Origin of the sequence: Eubacterium sp. 1001713B170207_170306_E7 (assembly GCF_015547515.1) — a bacterium.
In the GTDB taxonomy this organism is placed as follows: domain Bacteria; phylum Bacillota; class Clostridia; order Eubacteriales; family Eubacteriaceae; genus Eubacterium.
On the sequence record NZ_JADMVE010000001.1, the window covers coordinates 493297 to 517205 of the forward strand.

Here is a 23909-nt window from a genome sequence, read left to right on the forward strand (position 1 = left end):
GACAGCAAACCGGACACATTATATAAACCAAACCAGACCAGACCAAACCAGACCAAACCAAAGAGAGAGGGTGACCCTGTCACCCCCTCAAGCTTTTGGCGTCTCTTCTATTTTACTTGTTTAGAAAGATTTTCATGGTGGTGCCCTGCCCCAGGGTACTCTCAATCACAAGCTCTCCCCGGTGCAGCTTTACAATGCTTTCAATGATGGAGAGGCCCAGGCCAGTGCCGCCGGTTTCCCTTGAGCGGTCGCTGTCGACCCGGAAAAAACGCCGCCGCACATTTTCGAGTTCGCTCTCGGGAATACCGATGCCCGTATCGCTGACAGACAGAATGCACCGATTTGCGGCCTCAGTGCAGCTAAAAGCGATTTTTCCCTGCACCGGGGTATATTTCATGCTGTTGTCGGCAAGTGCCCTTAAAGCCTGCAATATGAGCGCTTCGTTGCATTTTACAATGCAGTGGTCAGCGCGGGCCAGCTCAAAGGAATGTGTTGTATCGATCATCCCGCATTCGCTGTAGACCTTTGTGATCAGTCCGCCCAGATCAACCGGCTCGTATTTCTGTGTAAAGTAGTTGTTCTCGAGGCGGGTGATCAGAAGCAGCTCCTCGACCAGTTTTTTCATGTTTTTTATTTCTTCATTGATCGAATCGACCGATTCCTCCAGAAGCTGAGGGTTATCCTTGCCCCAGGAGGAGAGAATATCGGCGTAGCCCTGAATGACGGTCAGGGGGATCCGAAGCTCGTGGGAGGCGTCTGAGACAAACTGCTTCTGGGCGTCAAAGGCGGACTCAAGCTGGCCGATCATCTGGTTAAGGGATTTGATGAGCTGATCCAGCTCGTCGTTATTTCCGGTTTCCCGGATACGGGTGTTCAGGTTGTTCTCGGTGATGTTTTTGGCTGTTTCCGCTATCTGAATCAGCGGCTTCAGGGAGCGCTTGGTCCCGTAGATGCCCAAGAAGATAATGATCACAAGGCAGACAATGCTGATGGCGATCTGAATGCTGAACAGGGCAGTCATATAGACAAAGCTGTCATTCAGATTTTTTACGACCTGGATGTAGATGGTATAGTCGTCGCTGACAAGGTAGCTTGAGCCAAGGTAATAGTACTCGGTTTTATGGTAGCGGAAGGAGTCAACGTCCACGCTGTCCTCGGTCTCGTCGGCCGGGTTGTCGATGTGCAGCTTGAAGATATCAATGTTGTATTCTGAAAAGTTATCCTGGTTCAGCAGGTCCTCCACCCCCTCGGAGGACAGGTAGACATCGCCGTAATTATCCGAAATTTTATAGGAAATCAGGGTATTATCCTTGACATTCGGGTATATTTTCTCTGAGATAAAGTCCAGACGGCTGTCGGGGGGAAGTGACAGCAGGGCCGCTTCATTTTCCTTGATCACGTTGATGATATAGCTGTTGAACTTTATGAGATTGCTCCGGTTTTCGTTTAAAACGATCTGCTGGGAAAAATAAAATACCATCATAAAGGAAATGATCAGCAGAATGGAGAATGCGAGGACAAAAAACAGGACGATGCGCGTGTAGAGCTTCATCGGCTTTGGTTCCTGAACCTTATTTAATGACATAGCCGCGCCCTCTCACTGTCTGGATCAGCTTTCGCTCAAAGGGCTTGTCGATCTTATCTCTCAGATATTTGATGTAGACGTCCACGATATTGTCGTTTCCAAAATAATCAAAGCCCCACACCTGGTCCAGAATCTGCTCTCTGGACTGTACCAGCCCGTGGTTGAGCACCAGGTAATGCAGCAGGTCGAACTCTGTCTTTGAGAGCTCAATGCTCTGGCCGCCGCGCGTGACCATAAAGGTGTCGAGGTCGATGGACAGATCCTCAAAGGCAACGCTGTTTCGGGCCGAAGGAGCAGCTTTTTTGCGGAGGTTCGCCTTGATGCGCGCCAGAAGCTCATCGAAAATAAAGGGCTTGGTAATATAGTCGTCCGCGCCCTGATTGAGGCCGTTTACCACGTCGCCGGTGTCATCCCTGGCCGTGAGAAAAATAACGGGCAGTTCAGGGGACTGGCTGCGGATGTATTTTAAAACCTCGTAGCCGTTCAGCTGCGGCAGCATGATGTCCAGCAGCACCAGGTCGATGTCCGGGGTATTGTTGAAAACATCAATGGCCTCGCGGCCGTTAAAAGCCTTGGCGGTTTTGAAGCCTGCGTGGTTCAGCTGAAGCTCGATGATGCGGGAAATTTTTTTATCATCCTCGACAATAAGTATGCAATCCATGGGAACCCTCCTTCTGTTATCTCTCTTTATTATAAGGATTATGGGCCCTGGATGCAATGAATTTCGCTTGCTCAGGCCCTTTAGCCGTTGAATTTATCCAAATTTAAGGATTGGACTATATACTTAATATTAATAAAATTCCAAAAAATAGGAGAATAAAATGCGCATATTATTTATAGAAGATGAAGTGAAAATTACAGACGCTCTTCAGGAGCTGTGTAAAATCCAAAATATAGATTGTGATGTGGCGAATGACGGCGAGGAGGGGCTGCTCTTTGCCCTGAATCCGATTTATGACGTCATTGTGCTGGACATCATGCTGCCCATGAAGAGCGGCCTCGAAATTCTCAAGGAGGTCCGGGACCGGGACATCACTACGCCGGTTCTGATGCTGACCGCCAAGGGCACAGTCGACGACAAGGTAAAGGGGCTTGACCTGGGCGCGGACGATTATCTGATCAAGCCCTTTTCGGCCAAGGAGCTCTTTGCCAGAATCCGCGCGCTGAGCAGACGCCCCGACCATGAAATAAAAGGTGAGATCATTTCCTTCGAGGACGTCAGCTTTAACACCAAGAAGAATATGATGCAGACGCAGGAAAACGAGTATAAGCTCTCGGTGAAGGAAGCGAAAATCCTTGAAATGCTGCTGAAACGCCCGAATCAGGTGTTTACCCGAGAACAGATTTTAGACCGGGTGTGGGGCTTCGATAAGGAAGTCAATGAAAATAACATTGAAATCTATGTCCATAATCTCCGTAAAAAGCTTGCCAATACAAACGTTAAGATTGACACAATCCGTGGTGTAGGTTACACTTTGAGTAAAAAATAATGTTTAAAGAGATCAAGAGGCAGATTACGCTGTTCAACACTTTGATTCTCATTGCTTTTCTTTTTTTATTTATCTTACTGCTGGGCTTTCTTGTTCAATGGAGCCTGGGGCTTACCGGGGAAGTCTATCTGATGGATACTGCCAAGGGCATCATCAATAATTCGGCGGAATCGGAAAAGGGCGACGGTATTTTCAATAATAATTCCATGCATGACAAAATGGGCTATGAATACATTGAATGGGATGAGAATAACCAGACTGTCAGTATGAAGGTCGAGGATAATGATTTGATCATGCATGGCTACGAACTGGCAATGGATCAGAGCTTTAACAATGATTTTAAGGTTTTTAATCTTAACGGGGCAGATTACAGAGTTTATGTGACACGGTTCAGCCGTGGGGATGAATCCCACACTTTGGAGGTGTTTCAGCAGATTACAACGGAACGCTCCATGATTACCTATGTGATTTCCTTCCTGCTCTTTATCGGCAGCGGGGGCATCCTCCTGCTGATCCCGATCAGCTATTTTCTGGCCGGGAAGTCTTTACAGCCGATCAAGGAAACCTTTGAGAACCAGAAGAAATTCATCGCGGACGCTTCCCACGAGCTCAGAACGCCGCTGACGGTTATCCAGACCAACGTGGAGGTCCTGAAGCTAAAGGAAGACGAGGTACTCAAGGATAATATCCGCTGGCTCAACAACATCAGCCTTGAGAGTGAGACCATGGCCCACCTGGTGTCGGAATTACTGCTGATTGCCCAGGCGGACAACAAAAAGGTCATCATGAAGAAGGAAGTCTTTGACCTCAGCGCGCTCTGCGCTGAAATTATCGACCTGATGTTTGACGTCGCCAGAGAGAATGAGATCGCGCTCAAGGGCAATATCGCAGAGGGCATCGACTATAAAGGCGATGAGGAGCGGATAAAACAGGCCATCCGTATTCTGGTCGATAACGCCATTAAATACACGCCTGGCGAAGGAACCGTGACGCTTTCTCTAAACGTGACAAAGCGAAATGTCTGTATCGCGGTTAAGGATACGGGTGTCGGTCTGACAGAGGAAGCGAAAAAGAAAATATTCAGCCGTTTTTACCGCGTGGACGATGCGCGAAACCGCGAAAAAGGCGGCGTTGGTCTGGGGCTGAGCATTGCGGATATGATCGTGAAGCAGCATAGCGGCAAAATAAAAATTGACAGTGTGCCCGATCAGGGAAGCACCTTTACGATTGTACTGCCAAAGACCACTTTGAAATAGCTATAAAGATAAATTTCATGACGTTCTGAGTGTTCGGAATGAGATTTATCTTTTTTTATGGTTTTAACATAAATCAAAGAGCATTAAAAAGGAAAGAGGGTATTATTAAAATGAATGTTGTACTTTACCAGCCAGAGATACCACAAAACACCGGAAACATCGCGAGAACCTGTGCGCTGACAAACACAAAGCTGCACCTTATCAGGCCACTGGGCTTTTCGCTGGACGAGAAGCATCTGAAACGGGCCGGACTGGATTACTGGGATCTTCTGGATCTGGCGGTTTACGATGATTTTGAGGATTTTTTAGCCCAGAATCCCGATCCCGAAATCTATGTCCTCACCACCCACGCAAAGGCCTTCTATGCCGATATCGAGTATGCTGAGGACGCGTACCTGCTGTTTGGGCGGGAAACGGCCGGCCTTCCGGAGGCGATCCACAGCGCCTACCCGGACCACCGTTTCAGAATTCCCATGAAAAACCATGAGCGGGCCCGCTCGCTTAACCTTTCAAATTCGGTCAATATTGTTTTGTACGAAGCGCTCAGGCAGCAGGGCTTCCCGGAGCTGGTGTAGGCCTAACGCCGCGGCGTATGAAAAACAATGAAAAAAACTGAAAAAATTTTCAAAAAGGGTTCTAAAATCCATTGATTCTGTGTTATAATATTTGAATGAAAAAGTAAACGATTCGTCATTCGTCTTGAGGAACGTTTACGGGCAGGTGACTATGAATGACAGCAACAGTGGGAAAGCGAAGCACCGCTTTTCTGAGTTTTGGAAAAAATATTCGAACTATATCTTTTTTATTTTTTTAATCGGCGCAACCGTCGTTGTAATCCTGACGCAGGTTAACCTCAGGGAATTCGCGGATACGCTGCGCCGGGCGAATATCGGTTTTCTTCTGTTGGGAATCGTTTGCGTTTTTATCTACTGGCTTCTGGAGGGGTATATGCTCCTGAAGCTGATGCAGCGCGATTACCCGGAGGAGAAGCTGTCCTTCGCGATGGTCGTCACCATTATCGGCCAGTATTATAACCTGATCACACCCGGTTCCTCCGGGGGCCAGCCGCTCCAGCTCTACGAGATGTCCCGCCGGGGCTACAGCATGGGCACAGGAACCGCGGTGCTGGTTCAGAAATACGCGTTATACCAGGTGACGGTCACGCTTCTCGCCATTCTGGCCACGCTGTTGAATCTGGCCAAGATCAACAGCGGCCTGACCGCGGCGCGGTGGCTGATCGCCTTTGGGCTGTTGATCAATATCGCGGGTGTTATTCTCGTTTTTATTCTGGCGCTGAGCCCGAGAATGGCCCGGGGCATCATGAACGGTGTCGTCCGGTTTTTATTGTTTATCCGGGTTTTTAAAGATCCGGACAAGTACTATGCCAAGGTCGATCATTTTATCGGCGAATACTCCGAGGCCATCACGGCGCTCAAGGAGCACAAGCTGGAAACGCTCAGGCTTTTCGTGGTCTCCATTGTGCAGATCCTGGTTTTTTACAGTATAAACTACTGGGTCTATTGCTCGCTGGGGCTGACAGGCTCCAGTGCTTTTCTGGTCATATCCATGCAGGCGATCCTTTATGTGGCAGTTGCCTTCATCCCTACGCCAGGGGCCGCCGGCGGCGCCGAAGCGGGCTTCGCCCTGCTGTTCGGGCCGATTTATGGAGCGGTTAACATGTCGGTGGCGTTGATACTGTGGCGGATTATCACCTTTTACTTTATCATTTTGTTTGGTGGGATCTTCCTTTCCCTGCGGTCTGTCATCATGGGCAAAAGGGAATACAAAAAAATGACACGGACAGACGCCCTGGACATTGAACACGTTATAAAACAGGAAGAGCTGGAAGAATCTTTTAAAGCGAAAGAACAGCCGAAAGAAGGAGATAAATTTGAAGAAAATTGATGTTAAGTACATCAGAGACGCCGTCGCAGAAATGTGCATTGAAGCAAACACGGTACTTACGGATGATATTCTCAAAGAGATGGAGGTTGCGCTGGCAAGGGAAGAATCCCCGAGCGCCATTTCCATTTTGGAAACGATGATTGAAAACTTTGAGGTGGCGGAGAAGAAGGAGATTCCCATCTGTCAGGATACGGGAATGGCCGTTATCTTTGTCACCATGGGGCAGGACCTGCAGATCGCCGGAGGTTCTCTGGAGGACGCCATTCAGGATGGTGTCGAAAAGGGCTACCGCGAGGGTTATCTGAGAAAATCGGTCGTGGATGACCCCTTTATCAGAAATAATACCGGTACCAATACCCCGGCCATTATCCACTATAAGGTAGTTCCGGGTGACGCCCTTCAGCTCAAGGTAATGCCAAAGGGCTTTGGCTCGGAAAACACCAGCGCCATGAAGATGCTCAAGCCATCGGACGGGATCAAGGGTGTTGAGGAGTTTGTGGTGGAAACAGTGGAAAAGGGCGCTCCGAACGCCTGCGCGCCGATTATTGTGGGCGTGGGAGTGGGCGGCACCTTTGAAAAGGCAGCACTTTTAGCCAAGGAGGCCCTGAGCCGGCCCATCGGCGTGCGCAATGCCAGACAGCATATCCAGGGCCTCGAGGAAATACTGATTGAGCGGTGTAACAATCTGGGCATCGGGCCCATGGGGCTCGGCGGGATCAACACGGTTTTGAGTGTCAATGTCGATGTTTTCCCAACGCATATTGCCGGATTGCCGGTTGCTGTCAATATCTGCTGCTATGTTAACCGTCATGTGGAACGGACACTGTAGGAGGCTTACATGAGTGTAATACGATTAACAACGCCGGTTTCAAAAGAGGATGCCGCCAAATTAAAAGCCGGCGACCAGGTTTTGATCTCCGGGGTTATCTATACAGCGCGGGACGCGGCACACAAGCGAATGGTTGAAACCCTTGAAGCCGGCGGGACACTGCCCGTTGATTTTACCGATCAGATTATTTACTATGTGGGGCCATGTCCTGCAAAGCCGGGTGAGATTATCGGCTCTGCCGGGCCGACAACCAGCCATCGCATGGACGCTTACGCGCCCACACTGATGGAGAATGGTCTGCGCGGCATGATCGGAAAGGGAAACCGCGGAGAGCTGGTCATCAACAGCATGATGATTCACCAGTGTGTTTATTTTGGCTGTGTTGGCGGCGCCGGCGCGCTGCTGCAGGACTGTATAAAATCGGTTGAGGTTCTGGCATATGAGGAGCTTGGAACCGAGGCGGTGCGTAAGCTGGTGGTAGAGGATTTTCCGGCGCTGGTGGTCATTGACTCCAAGGGAAACAACCTGTACGAAACCGAACGTCAAAAATACGCTAATAAATTTATTGATTAGGAGGAATAGAAAATGTCACGTATGGTTATTGAAAGTTCTGTCCGGGAGGCTGGAACAGATCCGATTTTCAGAGTCGCAGGTGAAGCTGCGCAGAGAACAAAGGAGTTGGGAACCGAGGCGGTGATCAACTCGACGATTGGGGCTTTGATGGATGATCATGGCGATCTGGTGGCCTTTAAATCCGTTTTTGACGTTTTAAAGGGCCTGCCGGACGAACAGATCTGCGATTACGCAGGCATTCCCGGGATTCCTGAATTTTTAGATAAGGTAGTGGACGCCTGCTTTAAGTCCTACCGGCCAGAAGGCCACATCCGCGCCATAGCGACACCGGGTGGAACCGGCGCAGTGCGCCACGCGGTGTGCAATTATACCGAGTTTGGTGACCAGATTCTGATTCCGGACTGGTACTGGGCGCCCTACAGCACCATCGCCGATGAAAACAGACGTAAAACGACCACCTTTGAGCTGTTTGACGAGGCGGGTAATTTTAATATGGAAGCCTATAAGGCAGCGTTCACAGAGCTGCTAAAAAAGCAGAACAGAGTGCTGAGCATTCTCAACACACCGGCCCACAACCCGACGGGCTACAGTATTTCGCTGGATGAATGGAAAGAACTGACCGCGTTTTATACCGAAATGGCAGAAGCCAATCCTGACGCGCGAATCATCATTCTCTGCGATATCGCGTATATCGATTTCGCCGGCAAGGGTGAGGACGCACGGGCCTTTATGCCGCTGCTTTCCGGACTGCCGGAAAATGTTCTGCCGCTTTATGCCTACAGTGCCTCAAAGGGCTTTACCATGTATGGACTGCGAAACGGCGCCATTATCTGTGTAGCGCCCACAGAGGAAATCGCCGAGGAATTTGCGGCGGCCTGTGCCTACTCAAACCGCGGGACCTGGTCCAATGGAACCAGAGGGGCCATGCAGACGCTGGCAGACATCATGACAGACGATAATCTGCGCGACCGCTTTGTCGCAGAGCAGGATTTCCACAAAGCGATTTTACAAAAGCGCGCAAAGGCCTTCTTAGACGAAGCCGGAAAAATCGGGCTGAAGCTCTGTAATTATTGTGATGGATTTTTTATCAGCATCCCCTGTGAAGATCCAAAGGCGGTCAGCGATCTGCTGATGGAAAAAAATGTGTTCATTGTCGCTCTGGCAAAGGGCCTGCGCTTTGCGCCATGTGCCGTATCGGAAGAAAAATGCCGCAAATCGCCGCAGCTGATCTTAGACGCCATTAAAGAAGTAGCGGGATGCTAAAAACAAATAAACGGAGGTGTTATTTTGAAAGTAAAAATTGTTGATGTTGCAAAAGAAGCAAATGTATCGGTGGCAACCGTATCGCGTGTTGTCAACAACATTCCTTTGGTTAACGAAGAGACAAAGGAACGTGTGTTAGAGGCCATCAAAAAGACAGGGTATAAGCCTAACGCCATTGCGCGGAGCCTGAAAATCCAGAAAACCAATACCCTTGGAATCATGATTCCGGATATTACCAACCCTTTCTATACCGAAATGGTGCGTGGCGCGGAAGATGTCTGTGGTATTTATAATTACAACATCATTCTGAGTAATACAGACTTTGATCATGAAAAGGAACAGAACTCCCTGGGCGTTCTTGTTGAAAAGCAGTGTGATGGGATCATCTATGTGGGCAAGCATCTGACCGATGAGCTGAGAGACGATCTGATTGACGCGCCGAGTGAAATTGTCCTGGGCTGTGTGCCGGACGAATCTGGACAGCTGAGCGGCGTTCTGATCGACAACGAAACAGCGGCTTATGACCTGACCATTGAATGCCTGAAGATGGGCCATACCAAGTTTGCGATTTTCTATGATGAATATAAAGAAGGCTACATTAACCAGAAACGCCTTCAGGGGATTAAAAAAGCCCTTGGCGAATGGAATGTTGAGCTGGACGACGACCTCGTTTACTTCGGAAGCCAGAGCACACTGGGCGGCTATCACATGATGGAAGAAGCCCTGGCCGGCGGAAAAGAATTTACCAATGTTTTCTGCTTTAATGACCAGATTGCTCTGGGCGCCATGCGCGCGGCTGAGGATAACGGAAAGGTTATTCCGGACGATGTGAGCATCTGCGGGTTTAACAATTTCTGGATTGCCGAATGGACCAGACCGCAGATCACAACTGTTGGCCAGCCGATGTACGATATCGGGGCCATCGCCACAAGAATGCTGATCAAAATGTGCGAAAAGGAAGAACGGGAAACCAAAACCGTCTTTGTTCCTTATGAAATGCTCATGCGCAATTCTGTTAAAGATTTAAAAAGTGAATAAAAAAGAGCTTTCGGCTGTCTTTATGGCAGCCGATCCATGTATTTGAGGATATAAAAATGATTTTTATTAACAATACCTACAGCACAGACCCGACGTTTAATCTGGCATTTGAAGAATATGTCTTTGAATCCATGGACCAGAATGAAACTTATTTTATGCTATGGCAGAATGATCATGCCATCATCGTGGGCAAGCACCAGAATACGATCGAGGAGATCAACCAGGATTTTGTGAGAGCACAGGGCATCAAGGTGGTTCGCCGCTTAACCGGCGGCGGCGCGGTTTACCATGATCTGGGAAACCTGAATTTTACCTTTATCGTCAACAACGACTCCGGCAAACCCTTTGATTTTCAGTCCTTTACAAAGCCGGTGGTCAAGGCCCTGCAGAGTCTGGGTGTCAATGCCGAGTTTAACGGGCGCAATGACATCACCATCGACGGCAAAAAGTTTTCGGGCAATTCCCAGTACGCGAAGCGGGGCAGAGTGCTCCACCACGGAACGATTCTGTTCAACTCAAAGCTGGACACGGTCCAGAGTGCCCTGAAGGTGAAAAAGGATAAAATTGAGTCTAAGGGTGTAAAATCTGTTAAAAGCCGGGTGACCAATATCGTCAGCTACCTGGAGCCGGGCTTTACACTGGAAGACTTCAAGAAAGCCCTTGTCAGTTATATGTTTGAGGACGGGGAGCTTCAGGAACGGAGCCTCACCGAAGCCGATATCGCGGCCATTAAAAAGCTTCAGGAAGAAAAGTATGCGACCTGGGAATGGAATTATGGACAGTCTCCGGAGTATAACCTGAGAAGGGAAAGAAAATACCCTTGTGGTCTCGTAACTGTTTTAATGACGGTCGATAAGGGTATTATTAAAGACATACACTTCTATGGTGATTTTTTTGGCAATGGCGACATCACAAAGCTTGAAGAGCAGCTGATCGGCTTAAAGCCCGAGGAAGGCGTTCTGCGCCGTGTGCTGCGGGATACCGGCCTGTCGGATTATATCAATGGTATGTCAGACGATGAATTCATTGATCTGATGCTTTGCTAGGGAGTGTGGACGATTGGAATCAGAAAATATAACGCGCCTCCAGGTTAATGGCAAAGAGATCATTTTGATTGGAACGGCGCATGTGTCCCCCACAAGTGTGGCGGAGGTCAAAAACCTTATCGAGACCGAGTGTCCCGATTCGGTCTGTATCGAGCTGGATGCCGGCAGATATGAGTCGATGAACCAGAAGGAGCAGTGGGCAGATGCCGACATTATAAAGGTGATAAAGGATGGACGGGCGGGCTTTTTGTTCGCCAATATCATTTTGTCCAATTATCAGAGAAAGCTGGCAGAGCAGTTTGACATCCGCTCCGGCCAGGAGATGATGCAGGGCATAGAATCTGCTAAAAACTGCGGCGCTCAGCTGGTGCTGGCAGACCGCAGCATCCAGGTTACCTTTAACCGTATCTGGAAGGGCTGCAGCCTGTGGGAAAAAATGAAGCTGCTGACCACAATCATCATGAGCATCATTGATGATGAAGAAATCACCGAGGAAGAGCTTGAGGAATTGAAAACAGAGGATATGCTCTCAGCGGCATTGTCTGAGCTTGGCAATTCCTTTAAGGGTGTAAAGAAGTACCTGGTCGATGAGCGGGACCAGTACCTGGCCTACAAAATTAAAAACGCTCCGGGGAATAAGGTGGTTGCGGTTCTGGGGGCAGCACATGTACCCGGGATCAAAGAGGAGCTCTACAAAGAGCAGGACATCACAGAGCTCGAAGCCTTACCGCCTAAGTCAAAAGCCGGAAAGATCATTGGCTGGTCTATCCCGGTTCTGCTGGTCCTTCTGGTGCTGGTGACTTTTACCGTCAACCCCGGATCCGGCTGGGAGCAAACGCGCAACTGGCTTCTGTGGACCACGTCGCTGGCCGGAATTGGCGCGCTTCTGGCTGGAGGGCATATTCTCTCGATTCTCACGGCCATTGTCGCGGCGCCGATTTCCGCTTTGAGTCCTGTTTTGGCAGCTGGATGGTTTTCAGGTATCACGGAAGCCCATTTCAGAAAGCCTAAGGTGGAGGATTTTGAGTCTCTGCCCAAGGATCTGGGCTCTTTTAAGGGCCTTTGGCACAATAAGGTGACAAAGATACTGCTGGTGGTTATTTTGACGAATGTTGGCTGTGCCATTGGAAACATAACGGGCAGCCTGAACATTATTGGTATTTTTATACAAACATTCTCGTGATAATCCCAATCTGCCTCCGAATAATTGTATAAACATGCAGAAAATGAAAAAAACAAGGTATTATTATAAAAAATACTTGTGTATGTATACAATATGCGATATAATGCTTTTAATCAATTTTCGTATATAAAAGGAGGAAATGATGAAAAAGAAATTTTTGGTGTTGTCTTTGGCATTTATGCTGGTGTTCTCCGTGACACTGGCGGGTTGCAGCGGTGGCGGTAAAGGCGGTTCAGCCTCGAGTGATGATCCGATTGCCGATGGTACCTTATCCGTTGCGGTTGATGATACCTATCTTCCGATGGAATTCAGAGATGACCAGAACAATCTGGTAGGTTTTGATGTGGACCTTGCAAACGCCATTGGCGAAGACCTTGGTGTAAAGGTTGATTTTACCACTGTTGCCTGGGATGGTATTTTTAATGGCTTAAACGCTAAACAGTATGATGCCATTATCTCCAGCACCAGTATCACACCGGAACGTCAGGAAGGCTTTAACCAGACAAATCCTTATGTATCCAACGGGATTGTCATCGTGTCCCGCAAGGATGCCGCACCTGTAAAAACCTTTGAAGAGCTTGCCGGCAAAACGGTTGGCGTTCAGCTGGCGACCACCGCGGACAACGGCGCTCATAAGCTGAAGGAACAGACCGGAACGAATGTTGAGATCAAACAGTACGACGGTATGCTGGATGCTTTCGCTGCCCTTGAAGGCAAACAGATTGACAATGTTATGACCGATGTTGGCGTAGCCATGTACTATGTGGCTCAAAAGCCAGAGCTGTTTGAAGTAACATCTGAAGTTTTAACCAATGAACCAATTGCGGTTACTGTACGTAAAGGTGAAGATGCGTTTACCGAAAAATTAAACGAAACATTGAAAAAATTACAAGAAAATGGTACAATGACAGAGATTTCCATGAAATGGTTTGGGGAAGATATGACAAATAATATCAACTCCGAAATCAAAGTCATTGAATAATCCATAGAAAAAAACGGTAATAAGTTCGGCAGAACAGCCTGCCGGACTTATTACTTAAGAAGGAGCGATTAATTTGTTAAACCAAACCCAGATGTGGGCGATTTTTGACGGAACGATTGTAACCCTTGAGATTGCGGTTGTCGCGATTATCTTCGGTGCAATTTTTGGGGTGATTATAGCCCTGGGAAGAATCTCAAAGAATAAAATCCTGAATGGACTCTCGTGGTTCTATATCTGGTTCTTCAGAGGAACGCCACTGCTGCTGCAATTATTCATTATCTTTTATGCGGTGCCGATTGTTTATCTGGATATGACCGGAGCAACCTTTGAGATTGACCCGATGATCTGTGCGTTCATTACGTTTTCCCTGAACTCTACAGCTTATCTGGCAGAAATTATCCGTGCGGCCATCGAATCCATCGACCATGGTCAGATGGAAGCCGCGAAAGCTTTAGGAATGAGCTATAAGCAGGCGATGAGTAAGATCATTATTCCCCAGACCTTTAAACGGCTGGTAGCCCCGGTGGGCAACGAACTGATCATGCTCCTGAAGGATACTTCCCTTGTCTCCACAATCGCTTTGTTCGATTTGCTGAGGACAGTCAAAACCATGGCCAGTGCCACGGGTAGTTGGGTCTACTATATCTATGCGGCCGTCATTTATCTTTTCCTGACAACCATCCTCCAGGTGGTATTTGATAAATTGGAAAATAAACTTGGCGTATATGAAAAGAGATAGGTGGTAACAACAATGAGTATGGTAAAATTAGTCAATGTAAAAAAATCCTTCGGCTCCCTTGAGGTTTTGAAGGGAATCGATTTTGAAGTTGCCTCCGGCGAGGTAGTCTGTATTATCGGACCCAGCGGCTCCGGCAAAAGTACAATGCTGCGCTGCCTGAACCGTCTGGAGCGCATTACAGAAGGCGAAATCTATATCGAAGACGAGCTGATGGAAAAGCGTCAAAACGGAAAGGACCTGGAAAAAATCGATCCCGGAAAACTGCAGAACCTCTGCTGCGACCTGGGGATGGTCTTCCAGAACTTTAACCTTTTTCCGCATTTATCGGTGATTGATAATATTACAATCGCCCCCAGAATCGTGCGCAAGGCCGATTCGGGTGAAACACAAAAACGGGCGTTGGAGCTCCTGGACATGGTTGGCCTGGCGGATAAGCGGGATGAATACCCGGTGCGCCTGTCCGGCGGACAGCAGCAGCGTGTTGCCATCGCGCGGGCCCTGGCGATGAACCCCAAGATTATGCTTTTTGACGAACCGACCTCAGCACTTGACCCTGAGCTGGTTGGCGAGGTGCTCGCCACCATGCAGCAGCTGGCCAATGAAGGGATGACCATGCTGATCGTAACCCACGAGATCGGCTTTGCCCGTGAGGTGGCAGACCGTGTCATCTTTATGGATGAGGGCGTGATCTGTGAGCAGGGTACCCCTCAGGAGGTTATCCTCAATCCACAGGAAGAACGGACACAGAGCTTCCTGAATAAAATTCTTTAGCGTTGTAATGTATTTCAAAAAATGCCCCCAGGGGCTTTTTTTTATACTTCTTTTTATGCTACAATATTAAAGATGTTGCGTTTCACAGATTGTGTTCTAAAGGAGGCGTTATGGTACATTCAAATTATCATATTCATTCGAACTACTGCGACGGCAAAAATTCACTGGAAGAGATGGTGCAGGCCGCCATTCAGGCAGGGCTGACAAGCATTGGCTTTACAGGTCACGCGCCGCTGCCCTATGAAAACGATTGGACGATGAAAAAGGAAACGGTCCGCAGCTATATGGATGAGGTCCGTGCTCTGGCAGAAAAGTACCGGGAACAGATCGACATCAGCCTGGGAATGGAAATCGACTATTTTATGTGGGACGAGGACATCAGCAGCGATTCCAGAGCGCTTATTCCGGAACTGGATTTTTTTATCGGCTCGATCCACACCATCGGAAGGCTGAAAGATGGATCGGTGGCGGATATTGACTACACCCCCGAGATATTTGAGGCAGGGATCAGAGACTGTTTTGGCGGCTCGGTTGAGACCTTTGTCCAGCGTTATTATGAGGCGCTTGGAAATATGGCCGTCAAGCTTAAGCCGGACATTGTGGGACACATGGATATCATCAAAAAAAACAATACAGATAACCGCTTTTTTGACGATCAGGAGAGCTGGTACCAGGAAGCGGTAAAAGACTGTCTTGACAAAATTACAGCATCAGGATCAATCATCGAGATAAATACTGGTGGCATGATCCGTTACGGTGACCGGTGCCTTTACCCTGAAGCGTGGCTGATGGCGGAAATACAGGAGCGGAAAATACCAATCACCTTAAACGGCGATTCACATACGACAGAAGGAATTCATTACGCATACGAGGAAGTTTTAGAATTGATAAAAAAAATCGGTTTTAGGGCCATTATGGTGCGAAAAAAGGGCAGTTGGACCGAGGAACGGATCTGAGCGACATGGATGAGAAACATAAGGACCTGAAAAAATGGGGCTATATCGGCGTGATGGCAGCGGTTTTGATTGTTTTTGCCCTGTGGCTCTGTTTTCAGGAGGACAGCCGGCAAAAGGCGGTTCTGAAAGCTCCGGATACAGCGTCTGCCAATACGGAGGACAGTGCGGCGAATACCGGCGAGATCTACGTGCATATTACCGGTGCGGTCAATCATCCCGGCGTCATCAAGCTGGCCCCGGGCTCAAGACTGATCGACGCCATCGAACAGCTGGGCGGCCTGGCCGAAAACGCAGATACCGACAGTGTGAACCTTGCGTCAGTGCTGGAGGATGAGGATAAAATCCATATTTATACTAAAGATGAGGTTTCAGAAGCCGGTACGGTCAGCGGCGTGGCGCCGGCGGGTAAAATAAATATCAATACCGCCAGCCTGGAGGATCTTAAAACACTGCCCGGAATCGGCGACGCCATCGGAAAGAATATCATTGATTACCGGGAAAAAAACGGTCTCTTTAAATCCCTTGAGGATTTAAAGGAGGTTGACCGCATCGGCGACAAGGTTTTTGAGAAGCTGAAGGACGCCATCACCATATGAAAATCATTTTTTTTACGAGTTTGTGAAAAGGTTGACAAAGTTTTAACAAAATAATAAGATGAAATGACAGAAAAGTATCAGGATTAGTTATTTACTTTTTGGCCATATGTGTTATACTTTATAATATAAAAGTTACATTAATGGCAGGTGGTTGAATGGAGCTATCAGAAAGACAAAACCAGATTGTAGAAATTGTTAAGGCGAGGGAGCCCGTAAAAAGTGTTGAGATTGCAGAGCAGCTCGGCGTCAACCGGGCGACGATCCGGCCTGATTTAAAGGTGCTTACCATGATGGGCATCCTGGAGGCAAAACGGAAGGTTGGCTATAATTATACAGGGCGTTCGCTGCTGCATGTTATGGGCAGCTATATTAAAACGATCAGTGTTATGGACATTCAATCCGAGCCAACAATTGTCGAGGAAGACACGACGATTTATGACGGAATAATCACTATGTTTACGAAAGACGCGGGAACGCTCTATGTGGTCAATGGAAAATACCTGTCCGGCATTGTCTCGCGTAAGGATTTCATCAAGTCGATGATCGGCCGGAAGGATGTTGAAACCCTGCCGATTCCGATTATTATGACCCGAATGCCCAATATTGTTTATCTGGAGGAGCACGAATCAGTCTATGACGCTGCGGTTAAAACCATGGAGTACGAAGTCGAATCGCTGCCCATTGTAAAAAAAGAAATGGATGAAAAAAACAACCTGCGTTTAATCTTGCTCGGAAAGGTTTCCCGTACCAATATTACACGTTATGTTGTGAACTTAGGTAAAGACGATGATACGAATGAATGACAACAAGCCCTTAACCCTGTACGTGGTCTCCGATTCCTTAGGTGAACCGGGCGAGGTACTGGCAAAGGCGGGGAGAGGCCATTTCGAGGACTCGATTGAGGATGTCAGGGTTTTTTCCTTCGTCCACGAAAAGAGAGAGATTGATCAGATTTTAGCTGAGGCGAAGGGGAAAAATGTCCTGATTGTGTGTACGATCACAACGCCGGAGTTATTGAAATGTGTTAAAGAAAAAGCAAAGGAAAATCAGGTGCCGGTTTACGATGTGCTGGATCCCTTTATGGATGAGCTGAGGATTTTAACAGGTGTTAAACCGAACCTTGACCCCTTCAGCCGAAGCAGGCTGGATGAGGATTATTTTAAAAAGGTGGAGGCCATCGAGTTTGCCGTTAAATATGATGACGGAAAACGCATGGATCATCTTAACAAGGCAGACATTATTCTGCTGGGGGTTTCACGAACCTCAAAGACACCGATCAGCGTTTATCTGGCGAACAATAACTTCAAGGTCGCCAATATACCGGTCATGCCTGAGGTGGAGCCGCCAAGAGAACTTTTTGAGATATCTAATCAGAAGATATTCGGATTGATTTTAAATCCCAATAAGCTTGTCAGCATCAGAGAAGAGCGTTTAAAAACCATGAAGCTTACCGGAGATTCAAATTATGCCAGTTTAAAAAGAGTGGAATATGAGCTGGACAAGGCTCAGGAGCTCTTTGATAAATTAGGGTGTACGGTTATCGACGTTACATCCAAAGCAATTGAAGAAATTGCGAATTTCATACTTGCAACCATTATGAGGAGGTAGTCAATATGGATAAAAAATGGGTTTATTTATTTAGTGATGGCAATGCGGACATGCGGAACCTGTTAGGTGGAAAGGGCGCCAATTTAGCGGAAATGACGCGAATCGGCCTGCCAGTGCCACAGGGCTTTACCGTTTCAACCGAAGCGTGTATCGAGTATCTGAAGGAAAACAAGCTGACCTATGAAATGATCGGCCAGATCAACAGCCATATGTCGGTTTTGGAGGACATTACCAAGAAAAAATTCGGCAATAAGGAGAATCCCTTGCTGGTATCCGTACGCTCCGGCGCGCGCATCTCAATGCCTGGTATGATGGATACCATCTTAAACCTCGGCCTTAATGATGAAACCGTTGTAGGTCTGGCTGAAAAGACAGCCAACGAACGTTTCGCCTATGACAGCTACCGTCGTTTTATCCAGATGTTCGGTGATGTTGTGCAGGAAATTGACAAAAATAAATTTGAAAATGTTCTGGATGAAATTAAAGACCGTGAAGGCTTCCAGATTGATACACAGCTCACAACCGATCATCTGCAGGAAGTGGTAGGACGCTATAAGGAAATTGTTCTGGCGGAAACCGGCAAGCCCTTCCCACAGGATCCGAACGTACAGCTGTTAATGGCGGTTGAAGCCGTATTCAGATCTTGGAACAACCCGCGTGCGTTTGTCTATCGGGATATGAATGATATTCCGCATGACATTGGTACAGCTGTCAACGTACAGTCAATGGTATTTGGCAACATGGGCGATGACTCCGGTACCGGCGTTGCTTTCACAAGAAACCCGGCCACAGGCGAAAACAAGCTCTTCGGTGAATTTTTGGTAAATGCCCAGGGCGAAGATGTTGTTGCAGGTATCCGTACCCCTCGTGAAATCGATGAACTCCGAAAAATTATGCCTTTAGTTTACAAGCAGTTCCACGATACCGCAGAACTCCTTGAAAAACATTATAAAGACATGCAGGATATGGAATTTACCGTTGAAAAGGGCCAGCTGTACATGCTCCAGACCCGTAATGGTAAAAGAACCGCCCCGGCTGCGCTCAGAATCGCAGTGGAAATGGAAGAAGAAGGCCTCATCAGCAAAGAAGAAGCTGTTATGCGTATTGAGCCGTTATCCTTAGACCAGCTGCTCCACCCGACCTTTGATGAAACCGCGCTGAAGGAAGCGGTCGTTCTGGCCAGCGGCCTGCCAGCCTCTCCAGGCGCTGCCACCGGTAAGGTCTACTTTACGGCAGAAGAAGCAAAAGCCGCGGCAGAAAACGGTGAGGAAGTAATCCTCGTAAGAAAAGAAACCTCTCCCGAAGATATCGAAGGCATGTACGCTGCCAATGGTATCCTGACCGCACGCGGTGGTATGACCTCCCACGCAGCCGTTGTTGCGCGTGGTATGGGTAAATGCTGTGTGGCAGGCTGTGAAGAAGCCAAGGTCGATGAGGACGCCAAGCAGTTCAGAGTTGGTACAGAATATATCTACGAAGGCGATTATATCTCCTTAGACGGCTCCGCCGGTAAGGTTTATAAGGGAAGCATCGGCACAAAGGAACCTGAGCTTTCCGGACATTTTGGACAGCTCATGGAATGGGCCGATGCCTGCAGAACCATGAACGTGCGCACAAACGCCGACACCCCGAGAGACGCCGCTGTAGCGGTAGGCTTTGGTGCAGAAGGGATTGGGCTCTGCCGTACAGAGCACATGTTCTTCAACGAAGACAGAATCCCGAGTGTACGCCGTATGATCTTGTCAAAGACCAAAGAACAGCGCGAAAAATATCTGGCCGAGCTGCTGCCAATGCAGAAGGAAGACTTTATGGGTATCTACAAAGCCATGAAGGATCTGCCGGTAACCGTCCGTCTGCTGGACCCGCCACTGCATGAATTCCTGCCAACTGAACCGGAAGATATCGAAGCTTTAGCGGGAGATATGGATATGAGTATGGATGAAATGATGAGCACGATCCATGGCCTCGAAGAATTCAACCCGATGCTCGGACACCGGGGCTGCCGTCTTGCAGTCACCTTTCCGGAAATTGCGGTGATGCAGACAAGAGCCATTATGGAAGCTGCCATCGAAGTGAAAAAAGAAGATGGCTACAACATCGTCCCAGAAATCATGATCCCGTTAATCGGTATGAAGGAAGAGCTGGACTATGTCGAAAATGTTGTAAGGGAAACCGCTGAAAAGATCAAGGCAGAAAAGGGTTCCGACATTGACTATAAAGTAGGGACCATGATGGAAATCCCAAGAGCAACCTTGATCGCAGATGAAATTGCCGAAAGAGCAGAATTCTTCTCCTTTGGTACCAATGACTTAACTCAGATGACCTACGGCTTCTCCAGAGATGACGCAGGCAAATTCATTGGCGAATACAAGGAAAAAGGCATCCTGCCGAACGACCCGTTCCAGAGTATTGATGTCAATGGCGTTGGCAAGCTGGTCGAAATGGGCGTCAAGCTTGGCCGTACAACAAAACCAGATCTCAAGATCGGTGTCTGCGGCGAGCACGGCGGCGATCCCAAGTCCATCCACTTCTTCCAGAGTGCGGGCCTTAACTATGTTTCCTGCTCACCATACCGTGTGCCCATCGCGCGCTTAGCCGCTGCGCAGGCTGCACTGGAGATGAAAGAAAAATAGAATGATGAATTAACAAAAACGCTGGCCTGCTATTTTATAACAGGCCAGCGTTTTTAAAGGAGGAACCCATGGCTTATAAACAGACCGAAAAGAAAAAACCAACCTTAAAAGACTTTGAAGAACGAACCTCACCCCAGGAAAAGAAGCTGTGGAACGAGTACCTTAAAACCTATCCCGAACCCTTTAAGCGCAGCGCACTGCCAGGCTTCGATGGCTTTCTTTTCTTCTGTCCATCCGCCAGACTGGTGGTGGAGCTGGAAAAATTTAAGCAGTTTGGGGACAGCAGCAGCGGCTCACTGGGGAAAAAGGGCGATGCGCTCAGAGATTTAGGCTTAAAACGCATTGCCTACACCTACCGTGAAATTGACACCGATTTTGAAGGAACCTGTGCCGCCATCGACCGGGCCGTCAAACGCGAGATCAGCCAAATGAGCCTGGTAGAGATCAAAAAGCCCGTGCGCCTTTCTTTGGATGATGAGGATGAGCCCGTGAAAAAAGGCTATAAGATTACTGTCTCCGGTGAGGATGAGGAGTAAAAAATGTAGGAATACCAAAACAACTTTAAATTTGTAAATGGCATACCTGTAAAAAACGAAAGATTTGTTAATGTTCGATTTTTACTTTTTATTTTTTAAACATTTTTAATCTGCCTACGAAAGCCTTGCGTTTAAAATAAAGGTTTTATAGCTGGGCTTGGTCCAGCTGCTGACTTTAAACCCATTTTGGCTGAGGAGACCGATGATTTCAGATTTATGGTAGATGTGGTGATCACCGGAATGACTGTGGGCCATAGCGCTGTTTAAAAAGCCCGTCAGCAGTTTAAAAGGGGCTGTTGGGTCGCCCAAAATGAGCGTTCCATCTTTTTTCAAAACACGCTGTATTTCACGGATAACTGCTGTTGGACGGGGATAGTGGTGAAATGAAGCGTTGCAGACAATTACGTCAAATTTATCAGCTTTGTAGGGTAGCTTTTCAGCGTCACCTACCACAAAATGAACGCCGGTCAGTCGTTTTTCAGCTTGGGCAATCATGGCCGCTGAGATGTCTAAACCATAATAATCGGCGTCTGAAAGCTTTTGCAGGCGGGCGATGATATTACCATTGCCGCAGCCCAGATCCAAAACGGTTTTTGGTTTCAGATCAAGAACGCGCTCCACGATATCATCATACATACAGCGGACGAATTTACCATCAGAGCTTTGATCATAATCCTCCGCGGTGCTGTTAAAATAGTCGATGGTTGTCTGTTTGGTGCTTCTGGTATTTTTCATAAATGATTCCTCCATTGATCATGATTCATTGACGGATATTCAATGAATGGGTATTTTTTTACCCGCCCAAAGAGACGGGTATCAGAACAGGTTTATTTTAGGATTAGGGTGAGCATCTGCTTTAAAAAAAGATTCTTTTCCTTAACCGGTCCGGCGGCGTTGTTAGTGACTGCCATCTGGCCGCCCCATATAAAATGCGCCAGCAGATGCGCGTCATTTTTTTCGATTTCGCCGCGATCCATCAGACTTTTAATATAGGTTTCGAGATGCGGAAAAATCTCCTTTGACATATATACTTCCAGCTGGGCATGAAATAGCTCATTGCCGTCTTTGTCAAAAAAGTCGCGGTATTTATAGTTTTCCACTTCATTTTCAGATATTTTATCCAGGATGTCGATACACTTGTTTAAAGGCAGCTCGATCTGTTTAAAAATATCTGCAAAGGGCTTGCTGCAAGCTTTGGCATACTGTGTGAGGGCCTCCTGATACAGCGCATGTTTATTTTGAAAATAGTGGTAGCATAACCCAGCTACAACACCGGCTTCTCTGGCAATATCCTTCATGGTTGTGGTTTCATAGCCTTTTTCCGCGAAAACACGCATGGCAACATCTAAAATTTCCTGTTTTCGGATATCCGGGTCCTTTGATACTCGCATTTTATCACCTCGTATCTATGATAGCACAGTAATTAAATAAGTGTCAATGATTAAAATTCAATAATGGAGAAATGTTAAGGATTTATCTTATTGACAATAGAAAAAAAGCTGAGCAGCGCAGTCTCGAAAAGACGCCGCCGCTCAGCTTTATTTTTAATGATGAAACAAACGGATTCCGGTCATGGCCATGGCGATATTGTATTGATCACAGGCTTCGATGACAAGGTCGTCCCGGATCGAGCCGCCGGACTGGGCAATGCAGGTAACGCCGCTTTTATGCGCGCGCTCAATATTGTCGCCAAAGGGGAAAAAAGCATCGCTGCCCAGGGCGACGCCGCTTACCCGGGACAGCCAGGCTTTCTTTTCCTCTCTGGAAAAAGGCTCTGGCCTGCTTGTAAAGAACTCAGGCCATACATGATCGTTCAGGATGTCTTCGGCATCCTCTGAAATATAGACGTCTATGGCATTGTCCCGGTTGGCCCGCGGCATGTTTTCCTTAAAGGGCAGGTTCAATACCTTCTCGTGGTGGCGAAGCGCCCAGTTGTCCGCTTTATTACCCGCAAGCCGTGTGCAGTGAACACGGGACTGCTGTCCGGCGCCAATACCGATGGCCTGTCCGTCCTTGACATAGCAGACGGAATTTGACTGGGTGTATTTTAAGGTCACCAGCGCGATCAGGAGATTGAGCTTATCCGATGGGCTGAGGGTCTGGTTTTTGGTCGGAATTTTCTGAAACAGCGCCTCGGTAATAGCCTGATTGTTTCTGGACTGTTCAAAGGTTATGCCAAAAACATCCTTATATTCCAGAGCTTCAGGTTCATAGCCTTCATCAATCTGGAGAATAACGTACTTCCCTTTTTTCTTTTCCGATAACAGGGCTAAGGCCTCCGCTGAGAATGAAGGGGCAATGATGCCGTCGCTGACCTCCATGGAGATGTAACGGGCACAGGCGGCGTCACATTCGTCGCTCAGGGCGATAAAATCGCCGTAGCTGGACATCCGGTCGCTGCCTCTCGCCCGGATATAGGCTGTGGCAACAGGCGTGAGCTCAATATCCTCGATAAAGTACATTTTCTTTTCGACATCGGTCAGGGGAACGTACACAGCGGCGCCGGCAGGGCTGACATGCTTAAAGCTTGCTGCGCTGGGCAGGCCTGTGGCTTCTTTTAATTCCTTCACGAGCTGCCAGCTGTTAAAGGCGTCCAGCAGGTTGATGAAGCCGGGTTTTCCGTTTAACACCTGAAGGGGAAGCTCGCCGTCCTTCATAAAGATTCGGGCAGGCTTTTGATTGGGATTGCAGCCATACTTTAATTCCAGTTCTTTCATTTTTATCATCCTCCATGTCATATAAAAAGAGCCGACAAATCCGGACTCTTTTGCCCAGACGGTCGGCTCTTGATTATTATACTTCATGTGGTTTATTCCACTTCCGTCAGTCGTATAACTATCAAAACTTTATCATATTCTTAAGCGAGTGTCAATGCTTTTGCAGCAGTCATAACACATTGAACCCGGAGCATCCAGTGTGA

24 protein-coding genes and 1 riboswitch are annotated in these 23909 nt (G+C 47.9%); of the genes, 19 read left to right on the top strand and 5 right to left on the bottom strand.

Annotated features, from left to right (window positions below; all coding sequences use genetic code 11):
- Nucleotides 1-112: 112 nt before the first annotated feature.
- Nucleotides 113-1585 carry an ATP-binding protein gene (locus tag I2B62_RS02490; protein WP_195267390.1) on the bottom strand — a complete coding sequence of 491 codons (1473 nt, stop codon included), beginning with the start codon at nucleotides 1583-1585 and terminating at the stop codon, nucleotides 113-115.
- The gene (locus I2B62_RS02495; RefSeq protein ID WP_195267391.1) at nucleotides 1572-2246 is read right to left on the bottom strand and encodes a response regulator transcription factor; all 675 of its coding nucleotides are present in this window, start codon (nucleotides 2244-2246) and stop codon (nucleotides 1572-1574) included. Before I2B62_RS02495 ends, I2B62_RS02490 begins: the two co-directional genes overlap by 14 nt.
- Before the next feature lie 160 nt (nucleotides 2247-2406).
- On the opposite strand from I2B62_RS02495, the gene I2B62_RS02500 reads away from it, so the two are divergent.
- The 19 genes from I2B62_RS02500 (at nucleotide 2407) to I2B62_RS02590 (ending at nucleotide 20989) form a co-directional block, all read left to right on the top strand.
- Nucleotides 2407-3075: a response regulator transcription factor gene (locus I2B62_RS02500; protein ID WP_195267392.1), complete on the top strand. Its 669-nt coding sequence runs from the start codon at nucleotides 2407-2409 to the stop codon at nucleotides 3073-3075.
- Nucleotides 3075-4331, top strand: a complete 1257-nt coding sequence (locus tag I2B62_RS02505) for a HAMP domain-containing sensor histidine kinase (protein WP_195267393.1) — start codon at nucleotides 3075-3077, stop codon at nucleotides 4329-4331. The genes I2B62_RS02500 and I2B62_RS02505 overlap by 1 nt, the downstream gene beginning before the upstream one ends.
- A 104-nt stretch (nucleotides 4332-4435) precedes the next feature.
- Nucleotides 4436-4906, top strand: coding sequence for a tRNA (cytidine(34)-2'-O)-methyltransferase (locus tag I2B62_RS02510; protein WP_195267948.1), 471 nt, complete (start codon nucleotides 4436-4438; stop codon nucleotides 4904-4906).
- Nucleotides 4907-5057: 151 nt separating this feature from the next.
- Nucleotides 5058-6236: a lysylphosphatidylglycerol synthase transmembrane domain-containing protein gene (locus tag I2B62_RS02515; RefSeq protein ID WP_195267394.1), complete on the top strand. Its 1179-nt coding sequence runs from the start codon at nucleotides 5058-5060 to the stop codon at nucleotides 6234-6236.
- A complete protein-coding gene (locus tag I2B62_RS02520; RefSeq protein ID WP_195267395.1) occupies nucleotides 6223-7065 on the top strand; it encodes a fumarate hydratase in 843 nt (280 codons plus the stop codon). Before I2B62_RS02515 ends, I2B62_RS02520 begins: the two co-directional genes overlap by 14 nt.
- Nucleotides 7066-7074: 9 nt before the next feature.
- Nucleotides 7075-7638 carry a Fe-S-containing hydro-lyase gene (locus I2B62_RS02525; protein WP_195267396.1) on the top strand — a complete coding sequence of 188 codons (564 nt, stop codon included), beginning with the start codon at nucleotides 7075-7077 and terminating at the stop codon, nucleotides 7636-7638.
- Nucleotides 7639-7650: 12 nt separating this feature from the next.
- Nucleotides 7651-8901 carry an aminotransferase class I/II-fold pyridoxal phosphate-dependent enzyme gene (locus tag I2B62_RS02530; protein WP_195267397.1) on the top strand — a complete coding sequence of 417 codons (1251 nt, stop codon included), beginning with the start codon at nucleotides 7651-7653 and terminating at the stop codon, nucleotides 8899-8901.
- Between the two features lie 24 nt (nucleotides 8902-8925).
- Complete coding sequence (locus tag I2B62_RS02535) at nucleotides 8926-9939, top strand: LacI family DNA-binding transcriptional regulator (RefSeq protein ID WP_195267398.1); 1014 nt, start codon at nucleotides 8926-8928, stop codon at nucleotides 9937-9939.
- Between the two features lie 56 nt (nucleotides 9940-9995).
- Nucleotides 9996-10985: a lipoate--protein ligase gene (locus I2B62_RS02540; protein ID WP_195267399.1), complete on the top strand. Its 990-nt coding sequence runs from the start codon at nucleotides 9996-9998 to the stop codon at nucleotides 10983-10985.
- A gap of 13 nt (nucleotides 10986-10998) precedes the next feature.
- The gene (locus tag I2B62_RS02545; RefSeq protein ID WP_195267400.1) at nucleotides 10999-12168 is read left to right on the top strand and encodes a TraB/GumN family protein; all 1170 of its coding nucleotides are present in this window, start codon (nucleotides 10999-11001) and stop codon (nucleotides 12166-12168) included.
- 142 nt (nucleotides 12169-12310) lie between these two features.
- Nucleotides 12311-13150, top strand: a complete 840-nt coding sequence (locus tag I2B62_RS02550; protein ID WP_195267401.1) for an ABC transporter substrate-binding protein — start codon at nucleotides 12311-12313, stop codon at nucleotides 13148-13150.
- Between the two features lie 73 nt (nucleotides 13151-13223).
- A complete protein-coding gene (locus tag I2B62_RS02555) occupies nucleotides 13224-13889 on the top strand; it encodes an amino acid ABC transporter permease (RefSeq protein WP_243259392.1) in 666 nt (221 codons plus the stop codon).
- Between the two features lie 12 nt (nucleotides 13890-13901).
- Entirely contained in the window at nucleotides 13902-14660 is a 759-nt protein-coding gene (locus I2B62_RS02560) for an amino acid ABC transporter ATP-binding protein (protein WP_279354763.1), read from the top strand.
- 110 nt (nucleotides 14661-14770) lie between these two features.
- The gene (gene hisJ, locus I2B62_RS02565; protein WP_195267402.1) at nucleotides 14771-15616 is read left to right on the top strand and encodes a histidinol-phosphatase HisJ; all 846 of its coding nucleotides are present in this window, start codon (nucleotides 14771-14773) and stop codon (nucleotides 15614-15616) included.
- A gap of 5 nt (nucleotides 15617-15621) precedes the next feature.
- Nucleotides 15622-16212 carry a helix-hairpin-helix domain-containing protein gene (locus I2B62_RS02570; RefSeq protein ID WP_195267403.1) on the top strand — a complete coding sequence of 197 codons (591 nt, stop codon included), beginning with the start codon at nucleotides 15622-15624 and terminating at the stop codon, nucleotides 16210-16212.
- Between the two features lie 155 nt (nucleotides 16213-16367).
- Nucleotides 16368-17015, top strand: a complete 648-nt coding sequence (locus tag I2B62_RS02575; RefSeq protein WP_195267404.1) for a helix-turn-helix transcriptional regulator — start codon at nucleotides 16368-16370, stop codon at nucleotides 17013-17015.
- Nucleotides 16999-17820, top strand: a complete 822-nt coding sequence (locus I2B62_RS02580) for a pyruvate, water dikinase regulatory protein (protein ID WP_195267405.1) — start codon at nucleotides 16999-17001, stop codon at nucleotides 17818-17820. The genes I2B62_RS02575 and I2B62_RS02580 overlap by 17 nt, the downstream gene beginning before the upstream one ends.
- A gap of 5 nt (nucleotides 17821-17825) precedes the next feature.
- Nucleotides 17826-20453: a pyruvate, phosphate dikinase gene (ppdK, locus tag I2B62_RS02585; RefSeq protein WP_195267406.1), complete on the top strand. Its 2628-nt coding sequence runs from the start codon at nucleotides 17826-17828 to the stop codon at nucleotides 20451-20453.
- 68 nt (nucleotides 20454-20521) lie between these two features.
- Nucleotides 20522-20989 (top strand): hypothetical protein, encoded by a 468-nt coding sequence (locus tag I2B62_RS02590; RefSeq protein ID WP_195267407.1) that lies wholly within the window; start codon nucleotides 20522-20524, stop codon nucleotides 20987-20989.
- Between the two features lie 114 nt (nucleotides 20990-21103).
- Here the strand turns inward: I2B62_RS02590 and I2B62_RS02595 are convergent, their stop codons facing one another.
- The 3 genes from I2B62_RS02595 to I2B62_RS02605 form a co-directional block, all read right to left on the bottom strand.
- Nucleotides 21104-21724, bottom strand: coding sequence for a class I SAM-dependent methyltransferase (locus I2B62_RS02595; protein WP_195267408.1), 621 nt, complete (start codon nucleotides 21722-21724; stop codon nucleotides 21104-21106).
- Nucleotides 21725-21816: 92 nt separating this feature from the next.
- Nucleotides 21817-22380, bottom strand: a complete 564-nt coding sequence (locus I2B62_RS02600; RefSeq protein ID WP_195267409.1) for a TetR/AcrR family transcriptional regulator — start codon at nucleotides 22378-22380, stop codon at nucleotides 21817-21819.
- A gap of 153 nt (nucleotides 22381-22533) precedes the next feature.
- Nucleotides 22534-23706, bottom strand: coding sequence for a phosphoribosylaminoimidazolecarboxamide formyltransferase (locus I2B62_RS02605; RefSeq protein ID WP_195267410.1), 1173 nt, complete (start codon nucleotides 23704-23706; stop codon nucleotides 22534-22536).
- Between the two features lie 45 nt (nucleotides 23707-23751).
- Nucleotides 23752-23830, bottom strand: a riboswitch (ZMP/ZTP riboswitch).
- Nucleotides 23831-23909 lie beyond the last annotated feature (79 nt).